Source organism: Streptomyces sp. NPDC003635, assembly GCF_053587635.1.
Window position 1 is genome coordinate 78,092 of record NZ_JBSFOK010000026.1, and the last position, 24,719, is coordinate 102,810.

22 protein-coding genes and 1 riboswitch are annotated in these 24,719 nt (G+C 70.8%); of the genes, 15 read left to right on the top strand and 7 right to left on the bottom strand.

Annotated elements, in window-relative coordinates; genetic code table 11:
• The first annotated feature begins 14 nt into the window (after nucleotides 1–14).
• Nucleotides 15–1,712, top strand: a complete 1,698-nt coding sequence (locus tag ACWDRW_RS23860) for a flavin monoamine oxidase family protein (RefSeq protein ID WP_451726047.1) — start codon at nucleotides 15–17, stop codon at nucleotides 1,710–1,712.
• A 10-nt stretch (nucleotides 1,713–1,722) separates the two neighbouring features.
• Here the strand turns inward: ACWDRW_RS23860 and ACWDRW_RS23865 are convergent, their stop codons facing one another.
• On the bottom strand, nucleotides 1,723–2,409 hold the full coding sequence (locus tag ACWDRW_RS23865; protein WP_451726048.1) for a DUF5995 family protein: 687 nt from the start codon (nucleotides 2,407–2,409) through the stop codon (nucleotides 1,723–1,725).
• A gap of 161 nt (nucleotides 2,410–2,570) precedes the next feature.
• Here ACWDRW_RS23865 and ACWDRW_RS23870 point away from each other — a divergent pair, with 161 nt between their 5' ends.
• Nucleotides 2,571–3,698 carry a glycoside hydrolase family 6 protein gene (locus tag ACWDRW_RS23870; RefSeq protein WP_451726079.1) on the top strand — a complete coding sequence of 376 codons (1,128 nt, stop codon included), beginning with the start codon at nucleotides 2,571–2,573 and terminating at the stop codon, nucleotides 3,696–3,698.
• Here ACWDRW_RS23870 and ACWDRW_RS23875 read toward each other — a convergent pair.
• Entirely contained in the window at nucleotides 3,677–5,056 is a 1,380-nt protein-coding gene (locus ACWDRW_RS23875) for a uracil-xanthine permease family protein (protein ID WP_451726049.1), read from the bottom strand. The genes ACWDRW_RS23870 and ACWDRW_RS23875 overlap by 22 nt on opposite strands.
• 129 nt (nucleotides 5,057–5,185) lie before the next feature.
• Nucleotides 5,186–6,397, bottom strand: coding sequence for an MFS transporter (locus ACWDRW_RS23880; protein WP_451726080.1), 1,212 nt, complete (start codon nucleotides 6,395–6,397; stop codon nucleotides 5,186–5,188).
• A 154-nt stretch (nucleotides 6,398–6,551) separates the two neighbouring features.
• Between ACWDRW_RS23880 and ACWDRW_RS23885 the strand changes: the two genes are divergently transcribed.
• A complete protein-coding gene (locus ACWDRW_RS23885; protein WP_451726050.1) occupies nucleotides 6,552–7,724 on the top strand; it encodes an ROK family transcriptional regulator in 1,173 nt (390 codons plus the stop codon).
• 109 nt (nucleotides 7,725–7,833) lie between these two features.
• Here ACWDRW_RS23885 and ACWDRW_RS23890 read toward each other — a convergent pair whose 3' ends face one another.
• Nucleotides 7,834–10,170 (bottom strand): chitinase C-terminal domain-containing protein, encoded by a 2,337-nt coding sequence (locus ACWDRW_RS23890; RefSeq protein WP_451726051.1) that lies wholly within the window; start codon nucleotides 10,168–10,170, stop codon nucleotides 7,834–7,836.
• 189 nt (nucleotides 10,171–10,359) lie between these two features.
• A riboswitch (FMN riboswitch) is annotated at nucleotides 10,360–10,490 on the top strand.
• Between the two features lie 151 nt (nucleotides 10,491–10,641).
• On the opposite strand from ACWDRW_RS23890, the gene ACWDRW_RS23895 reads away from it, so the two are divergent.
• The 9 genes from ACWDRW_RS23895 (at nucleotide 10,642) to ACWDRW_RS23935 (ending at nucleotide 17,922) form a co-directional block, all read left to right on the top strand.
• A complete protein-coding gene (locus tag ACWDRW_RS23895; RefSeq protein WP_451726052.1) occupies nucleotides 10,642–11,235 on the top strand; it encodes a riboflavin synthase in 594 nt (197 codons plus the stop codon).
• Nucleotides 11,232–11,873 (top strand): nicotinamide mononucleotide transporter family protein, encoded by a 642-nt coding sequence (locus ACWDRW_RS23900; protein WP_451726053.1) that lies wholly within the window; start codon nucleotides 11,232–11,234, stop codon nucleotides 11,871–11,873. Before ACWDRW_RS23895 ends, ACWDRW_RS23900 begins: the two co-directional genes overlap by 4 nt.
• Nucleotides 11,870–13,159: a bifunctional 3,4-dihydroxy-2-butanone-4-phosphate synthase/GTP cyclohydrolase II gene (locus tag ACWDRW_RS23905; protein WP_451726054.1), complete on the top strand. Its 1,290-nt coding sequence runs from the start codon at nucleotides 11,870–11,872 to the stop codon at nucleotides 13,157–13,159. Before ACWDRW_RS23900 ends, ACWDRW_RS23905 begins: the two co-directional genes overlap by 4 nt.
• A gap of 22 nt (nucleotides 13,160–13,181) precedes the next feature.
• Nucleotides 13,182–13,667, top strand: a complete 486-nt coding sequence (gene ribH / locus ACWDRW_RS23910) for a 6,7-dimethyl-8-ribityllumazine synthase (protein WP_451726055.1) — start codon at nucleotides 13,182–13,184, stop codon at nucleotides 13,665–13,667.
• Between the two features lie 34 nt (nucleotides 13,668–13,701).
• Nucleotides 13,702–13,974, top strand: a complete 273-nt coding sequence (locus ACWDRW_RS23915) for a phosphoribosyl-ATP diphosphatase (RefSeq protein ID WP_250076780.1) — start codon at nucleotides 13,702–13,704, stop codon at nucleotides 13,972–13,974.
• Nucleotides 13,975–14,023: 49 nt separating this feature from the next.
• Complete coding sequence (gene hisG, locus ACWDRW_RS23920; protein ID WP_451726056.1) at nucleotides 14,024–14,872, top strand: ATP phosphoribosyltransferase; 849 nt, start codon at nucleotides 14,024–14,026, stop codon at nucleotides 14,870–14,872.
• A gap of 12 nt (nucleotides 14,873–14,884) precedes the next feature.
• Nucleotides 14,885–15,340, top strand: coding sequence for a PH domain-containing protein (locus ACWDRW_RS23925; protein WP_451726057.1), 456 nt, complete (start codon nucleotides 14,885–14,887; stop codon nucleotides 15,338–15,340).
• Between the two features lie 198 nt (nucleotides 15,341–15,538).
• Nucleotides 15,539–16,864 (top strand): hemolysin family protein, encoded by a 1,326-nt coding sequence (locus ACWDRW_RS23930; RefSeq protein ID WP_451726058.1) that lies wholly within the window; start codon nucleotides 15,539–15,541, stop codon nucleotides 16,862–16,864.
• Nucleotides 16,861–17,922, top strand: a complete 1,062-nt coding sequence (locus ACWDRW_RS23935) for a hemolysin family protein (RefSeq protein ID WP_451726059.1) — start codon at nucleotides 16,861–16,863, stop codon at nucleotides 17,920–17,922. Before ACWDRW_RS23930 ends, ACWDRW_RS23935 begins: the two co-directional genes overlap by 4 nt.
• A gap of 21 nt (nucleotides 17,923–17,943) precedes the next feature.
• Here ACWDRW_RS23935 and ACWDRW_RS23940 read toward each other — a convergent pair whose 3' ends face one another.
• Nucleotides 17,944–19,806, bottom strand: a complete 1,863-nt coding sequence (locus ACWDRW_RS23940; RefSeq protein WP_451726060.1) for an AAA family ATPase — start codon at nucleotides 19,804–19,806, stop codon at nucleotides 17,944–17,946.
• 432 nt (nucleotides 19,807–20,238) lie between these two features.
• Complete coding sequence (locus tag ACWDRW_RS23945; RefSeq protein ID WP_451726061.1) at nucleotides 20,239–20,889, bottom strand: uridine kinase family protein; 651 nt, start codon at nucleotides 20,887–20,889, stop codon at nucleotides 20,239–20,241.
• Between the two features lie 166 nt (nucleotides 20,890–21,055).
• Here ACWDRW_RS23945 and ACWDRW_RS23950 point away from each other — a divergent pair, with 166 nt between their 5' ends.
• From ACWDRW_RS23950 to ACWDRW_RS23960, 3 genes are all read left to right on the top strand, one after another.
• On the top strand, nucleotides 21,056–22,423 hold the full coding sequence (locus tag ACWDRW_RS23950) for a peptidase C39 family protein (RefSeq protein WP_451726062.1): 1,368 nt from the start codon (nucleotides 21,056–21,058) through the stop codon (nucleotides 22,421–22,423).
• A gap of 97 nt (nucleotides 22,424–22,520) precedes the next feature.
• A complete protein-coding gene (locus tag ACWDRW_RS23955) occupies nucleotides 22,521–22,661 on the top strand; it encodes an SCO1431 family membrane protein (RefSeq protein ID WP_451726063.1) in 141 nt (46 codons plus the stop codon).
• Between the two features lie 77 nt (nucleotides 22,662–22,738).
• Entirely contained in the window at nucleotides 22,739–23,398 is a 660-nt protein-coding gene (locus tag ACWDRW_RS23960; RefSeq protein ID WP_451726064.1) for a TetR/AcrR family transcriptional regulator, read from the top strand.
• 52 nt (nucleotides 23,399–23,450) lie between these two features.
• On the opposite strand, the gene ACWDRW_RS23965 is transcribed toward ACWDRW_RS23960, so the two are convergent.
• Nucleotides 23,451–24,686, bottom strand: coding sequence for a glycoside hydrolase family 18 protein (locus ACWDRW_RS23965; protein WP_451726065.1), 1,236 nt, complete (start codon nucleotides 24,684–24,686; stop codon nucleotides 23,451–23,453).
• Nucleotides 24,687–24,719: the final 33 nt, after the last annotated feature.

The following is a 24,719-nucleotide window of genomic DNA, read 5'->3' on the forward strand; positions in this document are numbered from 1 at the left end:
GGAGTCCGTACCCCATGACGTCCACGGTGCCCAACGCCGTCCAGCACGCCGACGAGCAGCAGCCGCCGATCACCATGTTCGGGCCGGACTTCCCGTACGCGTACGACGACTTCCTCGCCCACCCGGCGGGCCTCGGCCAGATACCGGCCACCGAGCACGGCACCGAGATCGCGGTGATCGGCGGCGGACTGTCCGGCATCGTGGCCGCGTACGAGCTGATGAAGATGGGCCTCAAGCCCGTCGTCTACGAGGCCGACCAGATCGGCGGCCGGCTGCGGACCGTGGGCTTCGAGGGCTGCGACCCCTCCCTGAGCGCCGAGATGGGCGCGATGCGCTTCCCGCCCTCCTCCACCGCCCTCCAGCACTACATCGACCTGGTCGGTCTGCAGACCCGCCCCTTCCCCAACCCGCTCGCCGAGTCCACCCCGTCCACGGTGGTCGACCTCAAGGGCGAGTCGCACTACGCCGAGACCATCGACGACCTCCCGCAGGTCTACCGCGATGTCGCCGAGGCCTGGAACAAGTGCCTCGAAGAGGGCGCCGACTTCTCCGACATGAACCGCGCGATGCGCGAGCGGGACGTCCCGCGCATCCGTGAGATCTGGGCGCAGCTCGTCGAGAGGCTCGACAACCAGACCTTCTACGGCTTCCTCTGCGACTCCGAGGCCTTCAAGTCCTTCCGGCACCGCGAGATCTTCGGCCAGGTCGGCTTCGGCACCGGCGGCTGGGACACCGACTTCCCCAACTCCATCCTGGAGATCCTGCGGGTCGTCTACACCGAGGCCGACGACCACCACCGCGGCATCGTCGGCGGCTCCCAGCAGCTGCCGTTGCGCCTGTGGGAGCGCGAGCCGGAGAAGATCGTCCACTGGGCGTACGGCACCTCGCTCGCGAGCCTGCACGCCAACGGCGCGCCCCGCCCGGCCGTGACCCGGCTGCACCGCACCGCGGGCAACCAGATCACCGTGACCGACGCGAACGGTGACATCCGCACCTACCAGGCCGCGATCTTCACCGCGCAGTCCTGGATGCTGCTGTCGAAGATCGCCTGCGACGACTCGCTCTTCCCGATCGACCACTGGACGGCGATCGAGCGCACCCACTACATGGAGTCCTCGAAGCTCTTCGTGCCCGTGGACCGGCCGTTCTGGCTGGACAAGGACGAGGAGACCGGCCGGGACGTCATGTCGATGACGCTGACCGACCGGATGACGCGCGGCACCTACCTGCTGGACGACGGTCCGGACAAGCCGGCCGTGATCTGCCTGTCGTACACCTGGTGCGACGACAGCCTGAAGTGGCTGCCGCTGTCCGCGAACGAGCGGATGGAGGTCATGCTGAAGTCGCTCGGCGAGATCTACCCGAAGGTCGACATCCGCAAGCACATCATCGGCAACCCGGTGACCGTGTCCTGGGAGAACGAGCCGTACTTCATGGGCGCGTTCAAGGCCAACCTGCCCGGTCACTACCGCTACCAGCGGCGCCTGTTCACGCACTTCATGCAGGACCGGCTGCCCGAGGACAAGCGGGGTATCTTCCTCGCCGGTGACGACATCTCCTGGACGGCCGGCTGGGCCGAGGGCGCGATCCAGACCGCGCTGAACGCGGTCTGGGGCGTCATGCACCACTTCGGCGGGGAGACCGACGCGTCCAACCCGGGTCCCGGCGACCTGTACGACGAGATCGCGCCGGTGGAACTCCCGGAGGACTGAGCCGTCCGGATCAGTCCGGCAGTGGGGTGAGCAGCATGCGGCCCGCGAACCCCACCGCCGCGTCCAGGCGCTCGGTGAACTCCTCGGCCAGGTCGGGGAGTCGGCGCAGCGCCCACAGCGCGCGGGCCGCCGCCCAGGTGGCGTCCCGGGCCCGCTCCAGGCTCCAGGAGCCGAGCAGATGGGTGAGCGGGTCCGCGATCTGGAGCAGATCGGGGCCCGGCATCAGATCTTCGCGGATGCGCTCCTCCAGCGTCACGAGGAGATCGCCCACGCGGTCGAACTCGTCCTCCAGCTCCAGGGGTTCGCAGCCGAGCGTACGACAGGCGTCCACGACGGCGAGCGCGAGATCGTGGCCGATGTGCGCGTTGATGCCCGCCAGCGCGAACTGCAACGGACGTACACCGGGATGGCGGCGGAACTGGAACAGGGGCCGCCAACAGGCGGGCGGGTGCCGGTCGTCGGCCGCCGCCTCGACCGCCGCGAGGTACCGCTCCGCGAACCGCACGTCCAGCGTGATCGCGGCCCGCGCGTCCGCGAACCGACCCGCGTCGATACGCTGGTCCACCTCCTCGGTCACCGCCAGGTAGACGCGGTTGAACACGGCGACGCCGTCCCGCGCGGGCAGGGCCGTGTCCAGTGCGCGCATCCGCGCGACGACCGCGTCGACGGGGGTGGTGAGTTGTTCGCATTGCCCCATGGGGGCAGAGTCCCAGCTTTAGGCTTGCGGGAGTACCGGCGGGCCCGACGCTTCCCCAGAACGGGGGAACGGGCCGGTCGTGGGGGAGGGGGATCGACGCCGTGGCAGGCTTGCGTGCCCAGCGTCTCGCAGCACGGAGACACCGGCGTCGCCGCGCCGCCATGGTCGCGGCGGCCTCGGTCGTGGTCGCCGTGGGCACCGCGGCCGGAATGGTCTCGGCGCTGGACGACCGGGGTGGCTCCGACGAGGCCCGCCCCGATGCGACGTACTCACCGCGCCTGCGGACCCTGCCGGTTCAGCCACCCCCGTCCCCGTCCGTGAGCGAGTCGCCCTCGCCCTCGCCGACGCCGAAGAAGACGAAGGAGGCGAGCCCGACGCCCTCGCCGACCAGGACCGAGCGTGAGCGGGCCACGTCCGCCGTGTCCACCCGCCTCTACCGGCACCCCGAGTCCCAGGTGCTGGACTGGGTCCGGGACAACTCCGGCGATCCCCGGCACGGTGTCATCCAGTCCCGGATAGCCGCCCAGCCGGCCGCCGTGTGGTTCGCCGACTTCACCCCGGACACCATCACCGCCCGGGTCCGCGCGGTGACTTCGGGCGGTGCCGCCCTGGGCCGGGTGCCGGTGGTCGTGGCGTACGCGATCCCGGACCGCGACTGCGGTGGCGCCAGCCAGGGCGGGGCGCCCGACCTCGGCGCCTACGACGACTGGATCGACCGGTTCGCCGCCGGGCTCGGCTCCGACGACGTCGTCGTCGTCCTGGAACCCGACGCGGTCGCCCAGGCCGAGTGCCTCTCGGACCGGGAGCGGGGCGACCGCTTCGCCTCCCTGGCCCGCGCGGGCCGCGTCCTGAAGGAGGCCAACCCCAAGGCCCGCGTCTACTACGACGCCGGCCACTCCGGCTGGCACGCCCCCGGCACCCAGGCGGGCTGGCTGCGGCAGGCGGGGGCCGCTTCGCCCGCCTCCTCGGACGGGATCTTCAGCAACGTCTCCAACTTCCACACCACGGCCGACGAGATCGCCTACGACCGGCAGGTCCTGGACGCCCTCGGCGGCCCCGCCTCCCTCGGCGCCGTCATCGACACCAGCCGCAACGGCAACGGCGCCCCGGCCGACGGCGCGTGGTGCGACCCCGCCGGACGGGCGCTCGGCCAGTCCCCGACGCTGAGCACCGGCGAGGCACGCATCGACGGCTACCTGTGGGTGAAGCTGCCGGGCGAGTCCGACGGGTGCAAGGGGGCGCCGGGGACGTTCTCGGCGTCGTACGCCTACGACTTGGCCTCGTCGTAGCGGGAGGTGCCCTCGTCCAGGAGCGGTTCCTGGGTCTTGAGGTGGGCGGGGGCGAAGAGGCGCAGGGCGTGGTAGCCGGTGATCACGACGACCGTGCCCAGCGCGATGCCGCTCAGCTGGAAGGTGTCGGTGAACTCCATGGTCACGTTGCCGACGCCGATGATGATGCCCGCGGCGGCCGGGACCAGGTTCAGCGGATTGCGCAGGTCCACCTTGGCGTTGATCCAGATCTGCGCGCCGAGCAGGCCGATCATGCCGTACAGGATGACGGTGATGCCGCCGAGGACACCGCCGGGGATCGCGGCCACGACCGCGCCGAACTTCGGGCACAGGCCGAACAGGAGCGCGAAGCAGGCGGCGGCCCAGTAGGCGGCGGTGGAGTAGACCCGGGTCGCCGCCATCACGCCGATGTTCTCGGAGTACGTGGTGGTGGGCGGGCCGCCGACCGCGGTGGAGAGCATGGAGCCGACACCGTCGGCGGAGATCGCGGTGCCCAGCTTGTCGTCCAGGTTGTCGCCGGTCATCTCGCCGACCGCCTTGACGTGTCCGGCGTTCTCCGCGACGAGGGCGATCACGACGGGCAGCGCGACGAGGATCGCCGACCACTCGAAGGACGGGCCGTGGAAGGTGGGCAGGCCGATCCAGTCCGCCTGGCCGACGCCGGAGAGGTCCAGGCGCCAGTGGTCGGTGAGCTTGCCGCTCGCGTCGACCGAGTGGATCTTTCCGAAGATCCGGTCGAAGGCCCAGGAGAGGCCGTAGCCGAGGACCAGGCCGAGGAAGATCGCGATCCGGGACCAGAAACCGCGCAGACAGACGACGGCCAGGCCGGTGCACAGCATCACCAGCAGGGCCGTCCACTGGTCCTGCGGCCAGTACGTGGTGGCGGTGACCGGCGCCAGGTTGAAGCCGATCAGCATCACGACCGCGCCGGTGACGATCGGCGGCATCGTCGCGTGGATGATCCGGGCACCGAACTTCCGCACCGCGAGCCCGACGGCGAAGAGCACGGCCGCGACGACGAGGACCGCGCCGGTGACGGTGGCGCTGTTGCCGCCCTCGGCGCGGATGACCGCGGCCACGCCGACGAACGACAGCGAGCAGCCCAGATAGCTGGGCACCCGGCCGCGGGTGGCGAGCAGGAAGACCATGGTCGCGACGCCCGACATCATGATCGCCAGGTTGGGGTCCAGGCCCATCAGGACCGGGGCCACGAAGGACGCGCCGAACATCGCCACCACGTGCTGTGCGCCGAGCCCGGCCGTGCGCGGCCAGGAGAGCCGCTCGTCGGGCCGGACCACCGCTCCGGGCGCCGGAGTGCGTCCGTCGCCGTGCAGTTTCCAGCGGACGCCAAGATCCATGGTGCGGTTCGCTTTCGGTCGTGCGTGCGGGTGTTCCGGACCATTGTCAGGGGTGGAAGGGGATGCTGATCGTCCGCTCGGGCTGTCGCACGGCTTCGGGGGACGTACGGCTCCGGGGTCTCGTACGGCTCAGTGGCGCGGGTCGGTGACCTTCGCGTCCGGCTTGCTGACGGTCGCGGGGGAGCGCTCGGCGGTGCGCAGGACGCCCGCGAAGACCGCGAGGCCGGTCGCCAGCAGCGTCACCAGGCCGAACGACACCACCAGACTCGTGGCCTGGGCCAGCCCGCCGATCGCGCCGGGCGCGACCAGACCCGAGGTGTACGTGATGGTCGCGACGCCCGCGATGGCCAGGCTGGGGTTGGGGCCGCTGCGGCCCGCGGCGGCGAAGCAGAGCGGCACGACGACCGCGATGCCGAGGCCCATCAGGCCGAACCCGGTCATGGCCAGGGCCGGATGGTTCGCCACGACGATCAGTAGCCCGCCGACGGCCGCGAGGACGCCGCCGGACCGGACCGTGCGGACGGCACCGTAGCGGTCCACCACCTTGTCCCCGGCGATCCGGGCGACGGCCATGGTGAGCGTGAAGCCCGTGGTGCATGCTGCCGCGAGCCCGTCCGAACTGTTCAGCTCGTCGCGCAGATAGACCGCGGACCAGTCGAGGCTCGCGCCCTCCGCGAACACCGCGCAGAAGCCGACGGCGCCGATGAGCAGCGCCGAGCGGGGCGGCAGGGCGAACCGGGGCGGGGGTTCCTCGTCCTCGGCGGGCTGGAGGTCGAGCACCCAGGCACAGGCGGCCACGCCGAGGACCGTCAGGACGGCGGCCGCGAGGGCGTGGTGGAGCCGCGCGTCGGTGCCCAGGTGGGCGGCGAGGGTGCCGCCGAGCGAGCCGAGGACGGCGCCCGCGCTCCACATGCCGTGCAGCCCGGACATGATCGAGCGGTTCAGCCGGTTCTCCACCTCCACACCGAGCGCGTTCATCGCCACGTCCGCCATCCCCGCCGTGGCGCCGAAGGTGAAGAGGGCGAGGCAGAGGGTGAGGAGGTTGGGGGCGAGGGAGGGCAGAGTGAGGGCGAGCGTCCACAGCGCCATCAGCGCGCGCAGGGCGTTGCGGGCGCCGAAGCGGTGCGTGATGCCCCCGGCCAGCGGCATCGCCACGGAGGCGCCGAGCGCGGGGAAGGCGAGGGCGAGGCCCAACTGGCCCGCGCTCACCGAGGCGTGGTCCTGGATCCAGGGCACCCGGGTCGCGAACGAGCCGGTCACGGCGCCGTGCACGGCGAAGACGGCGGCCACGGCGTAGCGCGCCCGGCGCACTTCTCGTGCGTCATCGACCAGGTCACTCATGTTCGTCCCCTCCCCGGATGCTGTGCCGCCGTAAACTATCAGGAACCCTGCCTGATAGATAGGGAAAAAGATGCCCACCCCGCGCCCGCCCTCGTCGTGGCCCACGTCACCGTCCATGTCGATGTCCGCGTCGTCGATCTGGAAGGATCCCGGCATGCCCGCATCCCCCAGCACCGCCCGGGCCATCAACGACCGGCTCGCCCTGCGCCTGCTTCAGCGGGAGGGCCCGTTGACGGCGGGGCGGCTGAAAGAACTGACCGGACTGTCCCGCCCGAGCGTCGCCGACCTCGTCGAACGCCTCACGGCGGCGGGGCTGATCGAGGTGGTGGGGGAGTCGGGCGAGCAACGGCGCGGCCCGAACGCCAAGGTGTACGGCATCGTCGCCGGCCGCGCTCATCTGGCCGCGCTGGACGTGCGCACCGAGGGGGTCTCGGTGGCGGTGTCCGACCTGGTCGGCCGGGTCCTGGCGGAGGCGTCCGCGCCCATCGACGGAGACCTGGGGACGGGTCACGCGGTGGAGCAGGCGGTGGCGCTGGTGGAGCGGGCCGTGAAGGAGGCGGGCGTGGACCGTCTGCACACGGTCGGCATCGGAGCGCCGGGCCTGATCGATCCGGCGAAGGGCGAACTGCGGAACTCGACGGGGCTGCCGGAGTGGCATCGCCGGCTCGTCGCCGCGCTTCAGGAACGGCTTCCCGAGTCGCGGGTGAGCGTGGAGAACGAGACCAACCTGGCGGCGCTGGCGGAACAGCGTGACGGCGCGGCCCAGGACCGGGACACGTTCGTCCTGTTGTGGCTCGGCATGGGCGTGGGCGCGGCGGTCGTCCTGGACGGGGTGCTGCGCCGGGGGGCCTCGGGCGGCACGGGAGAGATCGGCTTCCTGCCGGTGCCGGGGACGACGGGCCTTCCGTCGGCCACGGGCTGCGACGGCGGCTTCCACTCGCTCGCCTGCGCGGCGGCGGTGGCGGAGCTGGCGGCGGAACACGGCGTGACGGTGGGGGAGGGCGAGCCGTCGGCGGCGGCCCTGGTGCGGGCGGCGGTCGAGTCGCGGCACGAGGTGTTCCTGGACACCCTGGCCGACCGGCTGGCCCTCGGCGCGGCCGCGGTGATCTCGGTACTGGATCCCGGGTGCGTGGTCCTGGCGGGCGAGATCGGCCGGGCGGGCGGCGAGCCGTTGGCCGCCCGCGTCCAGGACCGGCTGACGAGGATGTCCCCCCTCCCGACGGAGGTCCGGCCCAGCACGCTGGGCGGCGAGGCGGTCCTGCGGGGGGCCCTTCTGACGGCCCGCGACCGTGCCCAGGACGAACTGTTCGCGCCGCCGGGCCGCTGACGGCGGTTCCCGCGTCGAGTCGAACGGCAGGGGGTCGGGCGTGAGGTTGAAGGCCCGGCGGCGGGCAAGGGCCGTCGTCACCGCCGCCGGGCCGGTCCTGGCGTGGGGCTCAGCAGGCGCCGAGGTCCTGCCACACACCCCATTCACCGGTGGTGCCGGGCTCCTCGCCCTGCGTCCACCACTTGGACTTCCACGAGTGCCCCTTGTGGGAGACCTGAGTACCCCCGCCGTACGCCGTCGTGGAGTTCCACGCGGGCGAGGTGCAGGCACCGGGCGTCGGGGTCGGCGTGGGAGTCGGGGTCGGTGTGGGCGTCGGGCCCGTGCCCGATCCCGGCTCCACCAGCGTGCTGCCGCGGGCCAGGTTGCCGGCGAGGGAGTACGTCGTGCCGCTGATGTTCACCGTCCAGTTCCACGGCGTGGACACCGGCAGGTAGTAGTTGAAGGACAGCTCCACCGACGCGCCCGGCGCCAGCGACTGCCAGCTCGGCAGCTTCAGCGAGACCCGGTGGAAGTCGCCCTTCAGCCCGCCCACGTTGGATCCGGTGTGGTCGCTGCTGATCACCTTCGCGCCGAAGCCCGACTGGTCGGAGGCGTTCGCCGGAGCGGCCGTCGCGTAGTCGAACTGGAACTCCGTACCGCCCGGCAGGGTCGCCTTGGTGTTGTTGGTGATCCTCACCTTCGGCGTGATCGGGTAGTTGGAGTCACCGAGCTTGAACTCCCCGAACTCCACGCCGATGTCGACGGCCTGCGTGGGCAGCGGCTTGTTCGAGACCGTCGCGCCGTAGGGGGCGGCCGACCTGAACTTCTCGTACATGGCGGTCGTCAGCGTGGACCCCGGCTCGTACTGGCCCTTCGCAGCGTTCCAGCCGTAGTCACCGGCCAGCTCCCACACCATCGTGCCGCCGATGCCGTTCTTGACCACGTAATCGGCCTTGGCGTTAACCGACTGCTCGTCCTCGGTGGACAGGAACACCTTCTTCTCGGCGTTCCACAGCCAGGGCGCGACCAGCGTGGAGTCGTACTTGCGGGCGTAGGTCCCGGACAGCCTGGTGTCGGCGGGGAAGCCGTACTTGGTGACGTAGTCGCCGACGACACCCTTCTCCAGGTTCTTGGCGTGCCACATCGGGTTCGAACCCGCGGGCGACTCCTTGCCGTTGGTGTCCAGGTCGTGCCAGAGGTTGTCGATACCGGTGGCGCCGTCACCGCACTTGGTCAGCCCCGACCCGGCCGGACAGTTCGTGGACGCCGCCTTGCCCCACAGCCCGTCGGTGCCGCCGGTGACGTTCTTGAATCCCCGTGTGTAGTACGGGAGTCCGATGTTGATACGGCCGGCCGGCATCGAACCGCGGAAGTAGTGATACGCCCAGTCGGTGTTCAGATAGCCGATTCCGCCGTACTGCGAGGCCGAATACACCCCCGCCGCGGCGAGCTCGGCGTCCTTGCCGTCGTCGAAGAGCGAGGCGTTCGGGCCGACGTACTCGTTCCATGCCCCATGGAGGTCGTACGACATGATGTTGACGTAGTCCAGGTACTTCTGGACCTGGAAGGTCTCCATGCCGCGCAGCAGGTATCCGGAGGACGGTGCCGCCACCGTCAGCAGGTAGTGTTTGCCGTCCGCCGCGCCCGCGCGGTCGAGCTTCTCGCGCAGGGTCTTCATCAGGACCGCGTAGCCCTTGACCAGGCCGGCCCGGCGGGCGTTGGAGATCGACCAGTCGAGCGGGTTGCCCGCGTCCTTCATGGTCGTGGGGTACTCGTAGTCGATGTCCACGCCGTTGAAGCCGTACTTCCTGATGAAGTCGACCGCGGAGGCGGCGAAGGTGTCGATGCCCGCCTGGTTCACCGAACCGTCGGCGTTGGTGGCCATCGAGTAGAAGCCGCCCGAGTTCACACGCGTGCCGTCGGCGTCGAAATAGCCGCCGGTCTCGGCCCAGCCGCCCACCGATATGAGCGTCTTGACGTTCGGGTGCTGCTTCTTGAACTTGTTGAGCAGATTGAAGTGGCCCTTGTAGGAGTACCCCGGGTCCATCTCCGCGCCGCTCACACCCGGCCAGGTCATCCCGGTCGCCGCGTTGGTCGCGCCGTCCGAACCCACGGAGATCTTGTTGGAGCCGTCGATGTGCGCGAACGCGTAGTTGAGGTGGGTGACCTTGTCCCACGGGATGTCCGAGGCGAGGTAGGCGGGGGTGCCGTCCTTGCCGGTGCGCCAGCCGGTGAAGTAGCCGATCACCCGGCGCTGGTGGTCGGCGCCCATCTTCTCCCGGCCCTCGGCGTCGTAGACCGAGCAGTACGGGACATCGACGCCGGGCGTCTTGTACAGCCCGTCCGGGCGGCAGGACTCCTGGTCGGCGGCGTGCGAGACGGTGGCCGGGAGGCCGGCGAGCACCAGTCCCGCGACCGTGGCCGCGGCGGCGAGCAGGGCGGGTCTCGCCCGGTTGCGTGACAGCAAGTCGGTTCCTCTCCACGGAAGTTGCGCAGACAGTAGGGAGGACTAGACCAATGAGTCAATAGGTATGGACCAATTCGGGAGGCGGTGTTCGCGGGTGAGGAAGTCCAGCGGACCGGCCTGTGAGCCACCCCACAGCCCTCACCCGCATGGACGACACTCCGGCGTGGCACACTGGCCCTGTACCAGAAGCAGCGCACTCCGGGGTCGGTGAAAGTCCGAACCGGCGGTTACAGTCCGCGACCCGGTCGCCTCCAGCGGCCGGTTGACCAGGTGAAATTCCTGGACCGACGGTTAAAGTCCGGATGGGAGGCAGTGCGCGGCGGGCGGGCATTCGTGCGCGCCGCCGATGATGAGCTCGTCCCTTCGCGGACGGGTCCTCCCGGCGTCGCTCCCGGTGTCGTCGTCCGTAGTCTCTGTCGTTCTTCGACAGCCCCGGAGTCCGTGCCCGAATGAGGCAGGAGGACCCGGGAAGTGTTCACCGGAATCGTCGAAGAGCTGGGCGAGATCACCGCCGTAGAGGATCTCGGCGACGCCTGTCGCTTCCGTCTGCGCGGTCCCGTCGTCACCGAGGGCGCCAAGCACGGTGACTCCATCGCGGTCAACGGCGTCTGCCTCACGGTCGTGGACCACGAGGGCGACGAGTTCACCGCCGACGTGATGGCCGAGACCCTGACCCGCTCCAGCCTGGGCGCCCTCGACGTCGGCTCCCGCGTCAACCTGGAGCGCCCCACGGCGGTCGGAGCGCGGCTCGGCGGGCACATCGTGCAGGGCCATGTCGACGGCACCGGAGAGGTGCTCGAACGCAAGCCCTCCGAGCACTGGGAGATCATCAAGATCTCGCTCCCCGCGGACCTCTCCCGGTACGTCGTGGAGAAGGGCTCCATCACCGTCGACGGCATCAGCCTCACCGTCGTCGACGCCGGGCCCGACTACTTCACGGTCAGCCTCATCCCCACCACCCTCGCCCTGACCACGCTCGGCCTCAAGCAGCCCGGCGCCCCGGTCAACCTCGAGGTGGACGTCGTCGCCAAGTACGTCGAGCGGCTGCTGGGAGCGGGCAAGTGAACTGGCTCAACTCCGAGGCCTTCGTCCTCTTCGGCCAGCACATCATCTGGTCGGACATGGTCGGCAACACCTTCGGCCTGATCGCCCTCGCGCTCGGCTTCCGCCGCTCGCTGTGGTCCTGGCCGGTCCAGTTCCTCTCCGGCCTCATCCTCTTCGGCGCCTTCTACGGCCACCTGACCGGCAGCGCGGGCAAGCAGGCGGTCGTCATGGCCGTCGCGCTGTACGGCTGGTGGCAGTGGAACCGCGGCACGGACCGCGCCGCGGACGGCAAGGTCGCCGTCCGCTTCGCCACCTGGACCGAGCGCGGCGCGATGATCGCCGCGGCCGCCGCCGGGACCGTCGCGGTGGCCCTGCTCTTCAAGGCGTACCCGAGCCTGTCCTGGGACCCTTGGCCGGACGCCTACATCTTCGTCGGCACGATCGTCGCCATGTACGCCCAGGCCCGCGGCATGGTCGAGTTCTGGTTCGCGTGGCTCCTCGTCGACCTCGTCGGCGTCCCGCTGAACTTCGCGAACGGCTACGCCTTCTCCGGCTTTGTCTACGTCATCTACGGCGCACTCGTCCTGTGGGGCATGCGCGACTGGTGGCTGCGCTCCCGCAGGGACACGCGGCCCGTCCTGGAAGGAGCGCCCGCGTGAACACCACACCCGTTCTGGACCGCACCGAGACCTTCGACGAGTGGTCCCTGGACCCGGTCGAGCAGGCCATCGCCGACATCGCCGCCGGCCGCCCGGTCGTGGTCGTCGACGACGAGGACCGGGAGAACGAGGGCGACCTCGTCATCGCCGCCGAGAAGGCGACCCCCGAGATCGTCGCGTTCATGATGAGCGAGTGCCGCGGTCTGATCTGCGCCCCCATGGAGGGCGAGGAGCTGGACCGGCTGCGCATCCCGCAGATGGTCGAGAACAACACCGAGTCGATGAAGACCGCGTTCACGGTGTCGGTGGACGCCTCGGGCGCGCACGGTGTGACCACCGGAATCTCGGCCTCGGACCGTGCGACCACGCTCCAGCTGCTGGCCAGCGGGGATGCCCGGGCCGACGACTTCGTCCGCCCCGGCCACATCTTCCCGCTGCGCGCCAAGGACGGTGGCGTCCTGGTCCGCAACGGCCACACCGAGGCCGCCGTCGACCTCGCCCGCCTGGCGGGGCTGCGACCGGCCGGCGCGATCGTCGAGATCGCCGGCGAGGACGGCCGGATGCTGCGGCTGCCCGAGCTGATCCCCTTCGCCCGCAAGCACGGCCTGACGATCATCTCCATCGAGGACCTGATCGCCTACCGCCGCTCCGCCGAGCCCACCGTCCGCCGCGAGGCCGCGGTCCACCTGCCGACCGCGCACGGCACCTTCACCGCGTACGGCTACCGCTCCACCGTGGACGGCGTCGAGCACGTCGCCCTGGTCCACGGCGAGATCGGCGCCGGCGAGGACGTCGTGGTCCGGGTCCACTCCGAGTGCCTGACCGGCGATGTCTTCGGCTCCCTGCGCTGCGACTGCGGACCCCAGCTGGACGCGGCCCTGGACCGCATCCAGAGCGAGGGCCGCGGCGTCGTGGTCTACCTGCGCGGCCACGAGGGTCGCGGTATCGGCCTCGTGTCCAAGCTGCGCGCCTACGAGCTGCAGGAGCGCGGCCGCGACACCCTGGACGCCAACCTGGAACTCGGCCTGCCCGCCGACGCCCGGGACTACGCGGCCGGCGCCCAGATCCTGCGGGATCTCGGTGTGCGCAGCGTGCGCCTGATGACCAACAACCCCGACAAGACCGACGCGCTCGTCCGGCACGGCATCGAGGTCACCGAGCGTGAGCCGATGCCCGTCACCGCGGGCGAGCACAACCTCCGGTACCTGCGCACCAAGCGGGACCGGATGGGCCACGACCTGCCCTGGCTGGAGGCGGCTCCCGTCTCCACCTGCGGCAACCAGTAAGCAAGTCACACCGAGGAGAGACGTGAGCGGCAAGGGTGCACCGGAACTGTCCGTACAGAACGTGGGCGATCTGCGGGTCGCCGTCATCGCGGCGCAGTGGCACGAGAAGGTGATGGACGGCCTGGTGGACGGCGCCCTGCGCGCCCTGCACGACCTCGGCATCGACGAGCCGACCCTGCTCAGGGTCCCGGGCAGCTGGGAGCTCCCGGTCGTCGCCAAGGTCCTCGCGGGCCGCGGCTACGACGCCGTCGTCGCCCTCGGTGTCGTCATCCGGGGCGGCACCCCGCACTTCGAGTACGTCTGCCAGGGCGTCACCCAGGGCCTCACCCAGGTCTCGGTGGAGACCGGTGTCCCCATCGGCTTCGGCGTGCTCACCTGCGACACCGAGGAGCAGGCCCTGGACCGCGCCGGGCTGAGCGGCTCCAACGAGGACAAGGGGCACGAGGCGGTGACCGCCGCGGTGGCGACCGCGGCCACCCTGCGTTCAGTATCTGAACCCTGGCGCTGACGAACCGGGTGTGTGGCATAGGCTGAGCGTCACCATGTCCAAGAAGACGTTCGAGGAGCTCTTCACCGAGCTCCAGCACAAGGCCGCAACCGGCGATCCCGCCACGTCCCGCACCGCGGAACTGGTCGAGAAGGGCGTCCACGCCATCGGCAAGAAGGTCGTCGAAGAGGCCGCCGAGGTCTGGATGGCCGCCGAGTACGAGGGCAAGGACGCCGCCGCCGAGGAGATCTCGCAGCTGCTGTACCACGTCCAGGTGATGATGGTCGCGCGCGGGATCTCCCTCGACGACGTGTACGCCCACCTCTAAGCCGGCCAGTTCCGCCCACCCCCCCCATCACGCAAAGGAAGCCGACCTCATGCTGCGCATCGCCGTCCCCAACAAGGGTTCCCTGTCCGGCCCTGCGGCGGAGATGCTGCATGAGGCCGGCTACCAGCAGCGCCGGGAGTCCAAGGAGCTGCGGATCGTCGACCCGGAGAACGAGGTCGAGTTCTTCTACCTCCGCCCCCGCGACATCGCGATCTACGTCTCCTCCGGCCGCCTCGACATCGGCCTCACCGGCCGGGACCTGCTGGTCGACTCCGGCGCGAACGCCGAGGTCATCCTCCCGCTCGGCTTCGCCCGCTCCACCTTCCGTTTCGCCGCCAAGCCCGGCACCGCGAGCGGCATCGAGGACCTGAAGGGCAAGACGGTCGCCACCTCCTACGAGGGCATCGTCGAGGGCCACCTCGCCGAGCACGGCATCGACGCCTCCGTCGTCCACCTCGACGGCGCCGTCGAGACGGCCATCGAGCTCGGGGTCGCCGAGGTCATCGCGGACGTCGTCGAGACCGGCACCTCCCTGCGCAACGCCGGGCTCGAGGTCTTCGGCGAGCCGATCATGAAGTCCGAGGCCGTCGTGATCCGCCGTACCGGCGCCGACGCCGAGGACCCCAAGGTGCAGCAGTTCCTGCGCCGCCTCCAGGGCGTCCTGGTGGCCCGGACGTACGTGATGATGGACTACGACTGCCGGGTCGAGCAGTTGGAGAAGGCCGTGGCGCTCACCCCGGGCCTGGAGTCCCCGACCGTCTCCCCGCTGCACAACGAGGGCTGGGTCGCCGTCCGCGCGATGGTCCCGTCCAAGGAGGCGCAGCGGATCATGGACGACCTGTACGAGATCGGCGCGCGGGCCATCCTGACGACGGCCATCCACGCCTGCCGCCTCTGAGAGCCGTACGCCATGTCCGAACTCCCCGCCCTTCCCGTCACCTTCCGGCCCGGCCGCACCCGGGCGGTCCTGCTGACCGCCGGCACCGCGATCTTCGTGGTGATCACGGCGGTGGCCCTGCTGCTGGAGAAGCTCGGCCCCGGTGAGCGCCTGAGCTTCATCCTCACCGGAGCGCTGATGTTCGGCGTCCTGGCGATGCTCGCCCGGGTCAAGGTCGTCGCCGACGACTCCGGTGTCACCGTGGTCAACATCGCCAGCCGGCGCCGGCTGGAGTGGGCCGAGATCCTCCAGGTGAACCTGCGCCCCGGCGACCCGTGGGTCTTCCTCAACCTCAGCGACGGCACCAGCCTGCCCGTGCTCGGGATTCAGCCGGGCATCGCCAGGCAGCGCGCGATCGAGGACGCCCGCACGCTGCGCGCCCTCACCGAGGCGCGGTCCATCCGAAACCCCGAGGAACATCACGGCTGACCCATGGCGTTCTCCCTGCCGTACCGGCCGGGGTCTTGATTAACCTGTTGGCGGAGGCGTTTTCCCGGCGCCTCCGCCGCTGATGTTCCACCTGGTCTTCAGAGGCCCCCTGCTACCCGAGGAGTGACTCCCTCCAGCGATGGACGGATCGTCCTGTAGTACCTGCGCCGCCCCCTCCCGACATTTCGAGGCGGCGGCATGACCATCCCCCTGCTGCTCCTTGCCGCGGCATTCCTGCTGATCCTCGCCAACGGCTTCTTCGTGGCCGCCGAGTTCGGCCTGGTGACGGTCGAACGCCCGGAGGCCGAGAAGGCCGCCGCCGAGGGCGACCGCCGCGCCCGTACAGTCGTCGAGTCGCTGAAGGAGCTCTCCTTCCAGCTCTCCGGCACCCAGCTCGGCATCACCATCACCTCCCTCGTCGTCGGCATGCTCGCCGAACCGGCGCTCGCCGCGCTGCTGAACGGCCCGATCACCGCGCTCGGCATCCCCGAGGGCGCTGTCTCCGGGGTCGCCGTGATCGTCGGCATGCTGATGGCCTCGGCCGTGCAGATGGTGATCGGCGAACTCGTGCCGAAGAACTGGGCGGTGTCCCGTCCGTTGCAGGTCGCGCGGTTCGTCGCGGGCCCGCAGCACATGTTCGCGCGGGTCTTCCGGCCGGTGATCGCCGCTCTGAACTCCGTCGCCAACCGCCTCGTCCGCGCGCTCGGCATCGAGCCCACCGAGGAGCTGGCCTCGGCCCGCACCCCGGGCGAACTGGTGTCGCTGGCCCGCCACTCCGCTCAGGCCGGCACCCTGGAGCAGGACACCGCGGACCTGTTCGTACGGACCCTGTCGCTCGGCGAGCTGACCGCGCAGCACGTGATGACCCCGCGGGTGAGGGTCAGCGCGCTCCAGTCGTCGGCGACCGCCGAGGACGTGGTCAACCTGACCCGCGCCACCGGCCTGTCCCGCTTCCCCGTCTACCGGGAGCGGATCGACGAGGTCGTCGGCATGGTCCACCTCAAGGACGCCCTCGCCGTGCCCGCCGCCGACCGGCTGCGCACCCCCGTCGGCCGGATCGCCCGCCCCGCGCTGCTGATCCCGGAGACCCTGCCGGTCCGGCCGCTGCTGGCCAGGCTGCGCAGCGAACAGCCCATCGCGGTCGTCGTCGACGAGTACGGCGGCACCGCGGGCGTGGTCACCCTGGAGGACATCGTCGAGGAGATCGTCGGCGAGGTCCGGGACGAACACGACGCCAAGGACCTGCCCGAACTCGCCGCGGCCCCGGCGGAGGACGGCCGACCCGCCTGGGACGCCGACGGCAGCTGCCGGGTCGACATCCTCCAGCGCATAGGACTCGACGTGCCCGAGGGGCCGTACGAGACCGTCGCCGGTCTGGTCGCCGACCTGCTCGGCCGGATCCCGGTCCCCGGTGACAAGGCCGAACTGCCCGGCTGGCGGCTCTCGGTGCGCCAGGTCGGTCACTACCGCGCCGAGCGGGTCCGGCTCGTTCGCACCTCGCCCGTCGTGGAGGCCGCCCGATGAGCGTGCTCCAGCTTCTCTTCGCCGCCCTGCTCGTGCTCGCCAACGGCTTCTTCGTCGGCGCCGAGTTCGCGCTGGTCTCGGTCCGCCGCAGCCAGATCGAACCGCTCGGCACGGCCCGGGCCCGGCAGGTGCTGTACGGCCTGGAACACCTGCCGCAGATGATGGCGGCGGCCCAGTTCGGCATCACCGTCTGCTCGCTGACCCTGGGCGCGGTCGCCGAGCCCACGGTCGCGCACATCCTGGAACCCCTCTTCGAGTGGATCCATCTGCCGCACGCGATGATCCACCCGCTGGGCTACGTCATCGCCCTGGCCACCGTGGTCTTCTTCCACCTCGTCATCGGCGAGATGGTCCCGAAGAACCTCGCGATGGCCGCCCCCGAGAAGGCCGCGCTGTGGCTCAGCCCCGGACTGGTGGCCTTCGCCCGGCTGTGCCGTCCGCTGACCGTCGCCCTCGGCGCCTGCGCCCAGGGCATCCTGCGGCTCTTCCGGGTCGAGCCCAAGGACGAGGTCGAGGCGGTCTTCACCAGCGAGCAGCTGAATCGTCTGGTGGAGGACGCGGGTCAGGCGGGCCTGCTGGACCCCGAGGAACAGGAACGCCTGGAGGACGCCCTGGAGCTGGGCTCCCGCCCGGTGACGGACGTCCTCCTCGGCCGGGAGTCGCTGGTCACGGTGCCGCCCTCGGTCACCCCGGGTCAGATCGTCGACCTGACCGCGCGCACCGGCTACTCCCGGTTCCCGGTGGTGGCGGAGACCGGCGCCTTCATGGGCTACCTGCACGTGAAGGACGTACTGGACCTGGAGGACTCGGAGCGGGCGGTGCCGCAGCAGGTGTGGCGCCCCATGACGACGCTGCGGCCCGAACTCCCGCTGGACGACGCCCTGACGGTGATGCGCCGGGCGGCCACCCACCTGGCCCAGGTCGCGGACGCCTCCGGCAGGGTGCTGGGCCTGGTGGCGCTGGAGGACGTACTGGAACTCCTGGTCGGCGAGGTGACGGACCCGGCGCACCGCGAGGTGCCGAAACAGTCGGATAAGGCGCAGGTACTGGCGTCGTAGGACCCACCGCCGCGGGATCCGTCACAGAGCCGACGGATCCTGCGGCCCCCTGCCCGACAGCACCTCTCCGTACGCCTGCATCAGGTCCGGCAACCGCAGAGTCGACAAGTCGTCCCGCGTGAGCGCTCCCGGATACGTCGACAGCCGCAGATCCCGGTACGCGCAGCTCTTCTCGTACAGGGTCCGCAGGAACCGCCCGTTGCCCAGTTCGTCGATCCACCCCTGGTCCACCACGTGCCCGGCGATGGAGCGCAGCTCGTCGAGGGCCTCCTCGTCCCAGATGTCGCCGTTCTCCGCGGCGAGCACCTCGCCGATGGAGGTGAGTTCGAGGGGCCGGTACGAGGGGAAGTCCACGCGGGTGGTGAAGCGGGACGACAGCCCCGGGTTGGCGGCCAGCAGCCGGTCCATGCCCTCGGGGTAGCCGGCCAGGATCACGACCAGGTGGTCCCGGTTGTCCTCCGCCCGCTTGAGCAGCACCTGCAGCGCCTCGTCGCCGTACGCGTCGCCCTTGCCGTAGCCGGAGTTGGAGAGCGAGTAGGCCTCGTCCACGAAGAGCACCCCGCCGAGTGCGGAGTCGATGAGTTCGTTGGCCTTCACGGCGGTCTGGCCGAGGTACTCGCCCACCAGATCGGCCCGCTGCGCCTCGACCAGATGGTCGCCGCCGAGCAGTCCGAGGGCGTAGAAGACCCGGCCGAGGATGCGGGCGACCGTGGTCTTGCCGGTGCCGGAGGGGCCCGAGAAGACGAAGTGCCGCTTGGGCGGCTGGACCGGCAGCCCCTGTCCCGCCCGCAGCCGGGCCATGTTCAACTGCGCGGACAACGCCTTGACCTGGCGCTTGACCGGTTCCAGGCCCACCATGCGCTCGAGCTCCGCGAGCGCCTCCTCCAGTAACGCGGGGTCGGTCGGCCCGGCTGGCGGCGGCTGCCCGGGCAGGCCCGCCCGCTCGCGCACCCCCGGGTCCGGCACGGGAGGAAGGGGCCCGCTCGGCACCAGATCCGGGCCGGAGAGCTTCAGCTCACGTCCCTCGCCGAACAGCGGGTCGAGCGTGTCGGGCCCGTCGACGGAGTCCTGGCCGAACCCGGTGAGCGTGATCGGGGCGAGATCGCCGGCCTCGTCGTAGCCGTCCCCCTCCGCGATGGCGGCGAGCCGCGCCGAGGTGTCCATGAAGGCGGGGTCGACGCGGTGCACGGCCCGGTACAGCGGCAGCGCGGCGGCCGACCGGCCGGTGCCCTCATGGGCCCGGGCCAGCCAGTACCGCAGCTCCTTGCGCTGCGGTTGCTCGCTGCGGCAGCGCATCAGGGCAGCGGACAGCAGCGGGTCGGCCTGGCCGTACATCTCCAGCCGGACCCGGGCCATGCCGCCGAACAGTCCGGCCTCGATCCCGAGCATCGGGTCGTCGAGCAGGGGGTCGGTGTGCCGGACGAGCTGTTCCCAGTCCTTGACCAGATAGGCCCGGCAGGCGTGCAGGAAGCGGACCTGGGCGTCGGCGTCCACCGGCGGCAGACCGGCGAGGGCCCGGTCCAGCTCGGGCACATGGCGGCCGTCCAGCCAGTGCGAGGCGTGCGCGAGCAGCAGATCGCGCGGGCTCTCCAGCACCGGCTGCACCCACCAGCCGAGCCAGTACCAGGAGTTGAGGGTGCGGCGGTGCCGGGCGCGCTGCTCCCCGAAGCGGTCCCGGTGCCGGAACATCCGCAACAGCGCGGTCGTGGTGTCGACGCGCAGCGCGTGCAGCCCGAGCCAGCCGTCGGCCATCCCGGGATCGATCCGCACCGCGGTGCGGAACTCCTCCTCCGCCTGCGGATAAGCGCCCATGGTGTAGGCGTCCACGCCTCGCAACCAGGCGAGGTCGGCCGGGGCCTCGGGGCCCTGCGTGCCGAAGTCCATCACGTCCCCCACAAACCGTGCCCCCGTCGGTTGACCGCCGGGCCGTCGCCCGTCGGCCGTAAGAGTCGAACCGCCGTACTGCGGACCGCAGTTGCAGCCGTGCGCGGAGCGGCGGTCCCAGGTCGCACCGAGGGCATCGTACCTGCGGGGGTGTCGCCCGCCCCAGGGTGCCGCACCGGACGTTTGGCGAGGTGGGAGCAGATGGGGCGCGTACGGCATGGTGACCGAGGGTGAGCGAATCACGCCTTGGCGCGGCCGAAAAGTGGGGTGAGGGCAGAACGAAGCCCCCGATCACGGGGGAACAACCGGGGGCTTCGCGTCTGTCGGGCGGCCTCGAACGACCGCACATTGAGAACGTAAGACCTGTACGGCCCTTGGGTCAAGCGGAGTTGAGGCAGTCAGGGAAGTTCGCGCACGCGGCTCTTCACAACTTCACCACATTGGGGATGGTCCCTCACTCAGCGTGATGAGGTGGTCCGCATCCATCGTCCCGGCAGGCCCGGGACGCAACTCGAACCCCTTCGCGCACTGCCGTACCAAGGCGTCGGCGAACGGCCGGGAGGGGTCCACGGCGAAGTGCTTCTGTTCCGCCGTGACCCAGCCGTCCCAGAAGTCCCGCTGCTCCTCGCCGTCGCGCGACCGGCCGCGCGCCCAGGACTCGGCCTGCGGCAGATCCATCCAGAGCAGGAAGGCGAGATACGGCCGCAGCGCGCGGCGCCCGGCGCCGACGCCCTCGACGAGCAGCACGGGCTCGGGCGGCAGGGCGAGCGGTGCCCCGAAGCGGCGCTCGCGCCAGTCGTAGGGGGCGTAGCGGGCGGTCCCGCCGTGGGAGAGGGGCGCGATCACCTGGGCGAGCAGCCGGTCGGTCCAGTCGAACAGTTCGTCATGGCTGGCGATGTCGTCGAGCCGCAGCACCGGCGCCCCGCCCAGCGCCCGCGCGAGCCGCTCGGCGAAGGTGGACTTCCCCGACCCGGCGTGCCCGTCGATCCCGATCAGACGGACCGGACCGCAGGACGCGGGCAGGCGGTGAAGCCGCGAGGCGAGCTGGTGAATGACGGTTCCCGGGGTGAGTCGTGTACGCAACGGAAGTCTAGTGACGCGCCCCGGCGGGTGATGCCAGTGGTCGAGGCCAATATTCATGGCGCGGCATGGTCCGAAGTGCTGGCAGGAGGCCCCCGCTGCGTCCATAGTTGGCCCACACACAGCACTGGACCTGCCCCGACTCGGACAACCTGGGGGTCTTCCGCCCATGAGCAGATCCGAACAGCCGTCCCGCAGAACCGTCCTGACCGCCGCGGTCGCCGCGGCCGTCGCCGGCACCTCCGCGGGCCAGGCCGCCGCCGCCCCCACGACCGGCGTCCCCACCGGTCCCGCCCAGGCGGCGGCCCGCCAGATCGACAACCGCGCCTGGACGACGTACACCGACTGGCGCTCGGGCGCCGCCAAGGGGACCCGTGCCGTCGCGGGCGCCCGCCCCGGCCTGGTGATCGGCACGCCCGCGGGGCTCGCCGACTACACCGACCCGCACACCGGCACCACCGCCACCTGGGAGTACGCCACCTGGACCTCACCGGTGCACCGGCTGACCGTGCCCTCCACCGAGGCCATCGCCTCCTGGAACGCGCACACCCCGGCCGGCACCTGGCTCCAGATCGAGCTCAAGGGCACCTACTCCGACGGTACCGACACCCCCTGGTACGTCATGGGCCGCTGGGCCGCGGGCGACCAGGACATCCGGCGGACCTCCGTCGACGACCAGACCGACGGCAAGAGCACGATCTGGACCGACACCTTCGCCGTCGACGACCCGGCGACCGGCCTGCGCCTGACCTCGTACCGGCTGCGGCTGACCCTCTACCGCAAGCCGGGCACCAAGAAGACCCCCACCGTGTGGCGGCTCGGCGCGATGGGCTCCGACGTCCCGGACCGCTTCACCGTCCCGGCCTCCACGCCGGGTCTCGCCCAGGAGCTGGCCGTCCCGCGCTACTCGCAGGAGATCCACGCAGGCCAGTACCCCGAGTACGACAACGGCGGCGAGGCCTGGTGCAGCCCCACCTCCTCGCAGATGATCATCGAGTACTGGGGCCGCCGGCTCACCGAGGAGCAACTGGCCTGGGTCGACCCGTCCTTCGCGGATCCGCAGGTGTGCCACGCGGCCCGGTTCACATACGACTACCAGTACGCGGGCTGCGGCAACTGGCCGTTCAACGCGGCCTACGCGGCCACCTTCAAGGACCTCCAGGGCGTGGTCACCCGACTCGGCTCGCTGACCGATCTGGAGACGCTGATCGCGGCCGGGATCCCGGCCATAACGTCCCAGTCCTTCCTGAAGGAGGAGCTGACCGGGGCGGGCTACGGCACCTCGGGGCACCTGATGACCGTGATCGGCTTCACGGCGGAGGGCGATGTGATCGCCAACGACCCGGCCTCGCCGAGCAACGAGGCGGTCCGGCGCGTCTACCGCAGACGTGAGTGGGAGAACATCTGGCTCAGGACCAAGCGGTACAACGCCAGCGGCAAGGTCGTCTCCGGCACCGGAGGGGTCTGCTACCTGTACTTCCCGGCGCGTCCCTCGGCCCGCCAGTGCGCTGCGCTCGCCGCGGTGGGCGTCCGCTGAGACGCCGTACGGCGGCCCCCGGACCCGTGCGCCGGGGGCCGTTCGCTGTGACCAAGGTCTCGGCCGCAAAAGCCCTGGTCGGTGGCAAGGTGGACGGATGACCACGAATGCAGCCACCGCCGCCCGTGTCCGCACCGGCGGTCCCCAGGAGGACGGTCCCGAGGTCCTCGAGCACGTCATGGGCTGGGTCCTCGTCGTGGTCACCGCGATGCTCGTGACCCAGCTCGGTCTGCTGTGACCTGATGTGACCTGACACATATTCGAACCTGCCATACTGCGGAGGTCCCGCCACCCGCCCGAGACCAGGGTCGAAACGTGAACAGTCAGCAGCGCGTCGCCGTCGTCCGCCCCCGGGCGCGCGGCACCGAGCGATCGGCGGCCCGGCGCGCCGAACTCATCGCCATCGGGCGGCGATTGTTCGCCGACACCTCCTATGACGCGCTGTCCATGGACGACATCGCGCGCCAGGCGCATGTGGCCAAGGGACTGATCTACTACTACTTCCAGTCCAAGCGCGGCTATTACCTGGCGATCATCAAGGACTCCGTCGCGGACCTGGTCACCTACGCGGCGAGCGGGGTCGAACTGCCCTCGGTGGAGCGGGTCCACCGCACGATCGACAGCTATCTGCGCTACGCCGAGCACAACCAGGCCGCCTACCGCACGATCGTCAGCGGCGGGGTCGGCTTCGACACCGAGGTGCACGCCATCCGGGACGGGGTGCGCGAGGCGATCGTGTCCACCATCGCCGAGGGCGCGTACGGCCGTACGGACGTCGGGCCGGTCGCCCGGATGGGGCTGCTGTCCTGGGTGTGCAGCGTCGAGGGCGCGACCCTGGACTGGACGGACCACCCTCAGCTCTCCCGGGAGACCATGCGCGAGCTGCTGGTGAAGACCCTGGGCGGCGCGCTGCGCGCCGTGGAGGAGCTGGACCCCTCCTGCCCGGCCCCCGGGCCCGCCCGCCGTGACACATGACCAAGGGGCGGAGTCTCGTGGTCTCCGCCCCTGAAGTCCCCCGTGTCAGGGGTTAGTTGATCGCCTTGATGAGCTCACCGTTCGCGGTGTCCCCGCTGAGCTCCCAGAAGAACGTACCCGCCAGACCCTGCTGGTTCTTGTACGTCATCTTCGCGGCGATGGTCGCGGGAGTGTCGTAACTCCACCAGTTGTTCCCGCACTTGGCGTACGCGGTGCCGCCCACCGTGCCGGTCGCCGGGCACTTGGTCTTCAGCACCTTGTAGTCCTCGATGCCCTGCTCGTACGTGCCCGCCGCCGGGCCGGTCGCGGTGCCGCCGGGCGCCGACTGGGTCACGCCGGTCCAGCCGCGGCCGTAGAAGCCGATGCCGAGCAGCAGCTTGGCGGCCGGGATGCCGAGGCTCCTGAGCTTGGCGATGGTGGCCGAGGAGTGCATGTCCGCCTTCGGGATGCCCGAGTAGGACCTCAGCGGCGAGTGCGGAGCCGTGGGTCCCGCCGCGTCCCAGGCGCCGAAGTAGTCGTACGTCATGGGGTTGTACCAGTTGACGTACTGGGCCGCGCCCGCGTAGTCCGCCGCGTCGATCTTGCCGCCCGCGGTGGCGTCGGCGGTGATCGCCGCGGTGACCAGGTTGCCGGTGCCGAACTTCGCGCGCAGCGCCTGCATCAGGTTCTTGAAGGCCGCCCGGCCGCTGGTGTCACAGGTGAGGCCGCAGGCGTTGGGGTACTCCCAGTCGATGTCGATGCCGTCGAAGACGTCGGCCCACTTGGAGTTCTCGACCAGGTCGTAGCAGGACTGCGCGAAGGCGGCCGGGTTCTGGGCCGCCTGGCCGAAGCCGCCGGACCAGGTCCAGCCGCCGAAGGACCAGAGCACCTTGAGGCCCGGGTGCTTCTTCTTCAGCTCGCGCAGCTGGTTGAAGGTGCCGCGCAGCGGCTGGTCCCAGGTGTCGGCGACGCCGTCGACCGACTCGGCCGCGGTGTAGGTCCGCTCGGTGGCCGCGTAGTTGTCGCCGATGGCGCACTTGCCGCCGGTGACGTTGCCGAAGGCGTAGTTGATGTGCGTGAGCTTGGCCGCGGAACCGGAGGTCTCGATGTTCTTGACGTAGTACTTCCGGTCGTAGGTGCCCCATTCGGTGAAGTAGCCGATCACCTTGGAGCCGGCCGCCAGTTCGGCCTCGGGAGCGCTTGCTTCGGCAGTGGCCGTGCCCGCCCCGGCGAGCAGTCCGGCGCCGAGGACGGCCGCGCAGGCGGCGGAGACCAGCGCCCGGAATCGGGTGCGGTGGAGAAGGTGCATATCGGGTGTCTCCTCGTGGGGGAGAGGGGAACG

Coding starts and splice junctions, on each gene's coding strand:
- ACWDRW_RS23860 (WP_451726047.1), top strand. CDS start 15: ATGACGTCCACGGTGCCCAACGCCGTCCAGCACGCCGACGAGCAGCAG.
- ACWDRW_RS23865 (WP_451726048.1), bottom strand. CDS start 2,409: ATGGGGCAATGCGAACAACTCACCACCCCCGTCGACGCGGTCGTCGCG.
- ACWDRW_RS23870 (WP_451726079.1), top strand. CDS start 2,571: ATGGTCGCGGCGGCCTCGGTCGTGGTCGCCGTGGGCACCGCGGCCGGA.
- ACWDRW_RS23875 (WP_451726049.1), bottom strand. CDS start 5,056: ATGGATCTTGGCGTCCGCTGGAAACTGCACGGCGACGGACGCACTCCG.
- ACWDRW_RS23880 (WP_451726080.1), bottom strand. CDS start 6,397: ATGAGTGACCTGGTCGATGACGCACGAGAAGTGCGCCGGGCGCGCTAC.
- ACWDRW_RS23885 (WP_451726050.1), top strand. CDS start 6,552: ATGCCCGCATCCCCCAGCACCGCCCGGGCCATCAACGACCGGCTCGCC.
- ACWDRW_RS23915 (WP_250076780.1), top strand. CDS start 13,702: ATGTCCAAGAAGACGTTCGAGGAGCTCTTCACCGAGCTCCAGCACAAG.
- hisG (WP_451726056.1), top strand. CDS start 14,024: ATGCTGCGCATCGCCGTCCCCAACAAGGGTTCCCTGTCCGGCCCTGCG.
- ACWDRW_RS23925 (WP_451726057.1), top strand. CDS start 14,885: ATGTCCGAACTCCCCGCCCTTCCCGTCACCTTCCGGCCCGGCCGCACC.
- ACWDRW_RS23930 (WP_451726058.1), top strand. CDS start 15,539: ATGACCATCCCCCTGCTGCTCCTTGCCGCGGCATTCCTGCTGATCCTC.
- ACWDRW_RS23935 (WP_451726059.1), top strand. CDS start 16,861: ATGAGCGTGCTCCAGCTTCTCTTCGCCGCCCTGCTCGTGCTCGCCAAC.
- ACWDRW_RS23940 (WP_451726060.1), bottom strand. CDS start 19,806: ATGGACTTCGGCACGCAGGGCCCCGAGGCCCCGGCCGACCTCGCCTGG.
- ACWDRW_RS23950 (WP_451726062.1), top strand. CDS start 21,056: ATGAGCAGATCCGAACAGCCGTCCCGCAGAACCGTCCTGACCGCCGCG.
- ACWDRW_RS23955 (WP_451726063.1), top strand. CDS start 22,521: ATGACCACGAATGCAGCCACCGCCGCCCGTGTCCGCACCGGCGGTCCC.
- ACWDRW_RS23965 (WP_451726065.1), bottom strand. CDS start 24,686: ATGCACCTTCTCCACCGCACCCGATTCCGGGCGCTGGTCTCCGCCGCC.